The following is a 2,239-nucleotide window of genomic DNA, read 5'->3' on the forward strand; positions in this document are numbered from 1 at the left end:
CAGGTCTTCGTTGCTCATGGTCCTCTGGATTCTTCCTTCCGTGACGCACGTCCCAACGTCCGACGTGCCGGTGGAAGCCGACTAACTCTCCTCGCTCGGAGCCAGTGTCCTCGAGCATGCTCGCTGCCACTTAACCTCGCTCAGAGCGGGTATTCGGCTTCGCCTGCGACCCTTCCTCGCTCGGAGCCAGTGTCCTCGAGCATGCTCGCTGCCACTTAACCTCGCTCAGAGCGGGTATTCGGCTTCGCCTGCGACCCTTCCTCGCTCGGAGCCAGTGTCCTCGAGCATGCTCGCTGCTACTTAACCTCGCTCAGAGCGGGTGACCGGGATCGAACCGGCATGGCCAGCTTGGAAGGCTGGGGCTCTACCATTGAGCTACACCCGCGTGCGCCGCGTGCTTGCGCCTGATCAGGGTACAGAACGTTCGCGCGAACGAGTGGTTGAGCCGCGATTACGTCGTCCCTTGTTCGCAGACCCCATGCCGCGTTTCCCAATACGACCGCGCCCCGCAGCGGGCTCTGGCGCCGCCGTTAGACTGACGGAGCTATTGCCGCGGGGCGTAGCGTAGTGGCTAGCGCGCCTGCTTTGGGAGCAGGAGATCGGGAGTTCGAGTCTCCCCGCCCCGACAAGGTTCGAGCCCACGGCCCGGACCACAACCAGTCCGCCAGGGAACCCGTCCCGGTGGGCGCCGACACCCGAGGATCGTTTGTGAAGAGTTCGGTCGAGACCCTGTCTCCCACCCGCGTCAAGCTCACCGTTGAGGTCCCGTTCGAGGAGATGAGCGATTCCCTCGCGGCGGCCTACACCCGGATCAGTTCGCAGGTCACCATTCCCGGATTCCGCAAAGGCAAGGTCCCCCCGCGAGTGATCGACCAACGCGTTGGCCGGGGGTCCGTTCTGGAGGAGGCGGTCAACGAGGCCCTCCCAGCCGCCTACGACGCCGCGATCACCGAGAACGAGGTCGTCGCCGTCGGGCAGCCGCAGGTTGAGGTCACTGAACTCGAAGACAACGAGAAGTTGGTTTTCACCGCCGAGGTCGACATTCGGCCCGAGTTTGAACTGCCTGAGTACGCCGGCCTGGCCGTGACGGTCGCCGACACCGAGGTCACTGACGAGAAAGTGACTGAGCAACTTGACGAACTGCGCAAGCGTTTCGCCACTGCGCTACCAGTCGAGCGGGCAGCGCAGGACGATGACTTGGTCCTCATTGACGTCGAGGGCACTCTCGATGGCGAGAAGCAAGAGGAATACAGCGCCACGGCCCTGTCCTACGAGGTCGGATCCGCTGGCATGGTCAACGGCGCCGACGAAGCGATCCGTGGACTTTCCGAAGGCGAGACGGCAACATTCCCCTTCACCCCGGAAGAGGGCGAGCTGGCCGGAAAGGAACTCTCCATCACAGTGTCAGTGCAGGGGGTGCGTGAGCGCTCGCTGCCTGACGCAGACGACGAGTTTGCCCAACTTGCCAGCGAGTTCGACACACTCGAGGAACTTCGCGGCGACCTGCAGGACCGGGTTGCGCGGATGGCACTGGTTGAGCAGGGAATGGAAGCACGCGAGAAGGCACTTGAGCAACTGCTCGAGACGGTCGAGATTCCAGTCCCGCAGAGTCTGTTAGAGGCACAAGTTGCCGAGCACTTCGAAGACGGTCACGGTGATGACGAGCACCGCTCTGAGGTCGAAGAGAACACCAGCAAATCCATCAGGACTCAGTTCCTCCTCGACAAGATTGCTGACACCGAGGAGCTCTCGGTCGGCCAGGCGGAGTTGACCCAATGGCTGATCGCCCAGGCACCTCGATACGGCATGAGCCCAGACCAGTTCGCTGACGCGTTGGTCCAGGCCGGACAGGTCCCGATGGCTGTCGCTGACGTTCGCCGCGGTAAAGCGTTGGCGACGGTCCTGCAGAAGGCTGCCGTGACCGATGCCAGTGGCAACGAGGTCAACCTGGCGGCGCTCGATGAGGCCGAGGCCGACGAGATGGAAGAGGAGCTTGAAGAGGCCCTCGAAGAACTCGCCGAGGAAGAGATCGCCGAGGAACTTGTCGAAGAGTTGGCTGAGGAAATTGCCGAGGAGATCGTCGAAGAAGTTATCGCCGAGGAGATCGCTGAAGAGATCGCCGAGGAGATCGCCGAAGCTGCTGACCAGGCCGAATCCAAGGACTAACGCACGGCGCTCCTTGGCGGGCTGAGTTGGTGCGCCCTGGGCGAACACGAGCACGTTCCGGGATGTTCCTGAG

The 2,239-nt window shown here is 62.8% G+C and carries 1 protein-coding gene and 2 tRNA genes; 2 read left to right on the top strand and 1 reads right to left on the bottom strand.

Going from position 1 to position 2,239, the window contains the following annotated elements:
* Positions 1-314: 314 nt before the first annotated feature.
* Positions 315-385, bottom strand: a tRNA-Gly gene (locus KAZ48_09295).
* 168 nt (positions 386-553) lie between these two features.
* Here KAZ48_09295 and KAZ48_09300 point away from each other — a divergent pair.
* Positions 554-626 (top strand) — tRNA-Pro (locus KAZ48_09300).
* An 82-nt stretch (positions 627-708) separates the two neighbouring features.
* A complete protein-coding gene (locus KAZ48_09305) occupies positions 709-2,166 on the top strand; it encodes a trigger factor (protein MBP7972984.1) in 1,458 nt (485 codons plus the stop codon).
* The last annotated feature ends 73 nt before the right edge of the window (positions 2,167-2,239 follow it).

Source organism: Candidatus Nanopelagicales bacterium, assembly GCA_018003655.1.
Lineage (GTDB): Bacteria > Actinomycetota > Actinomycetes > S36-B12 > UBA10799 > JAGNDY01.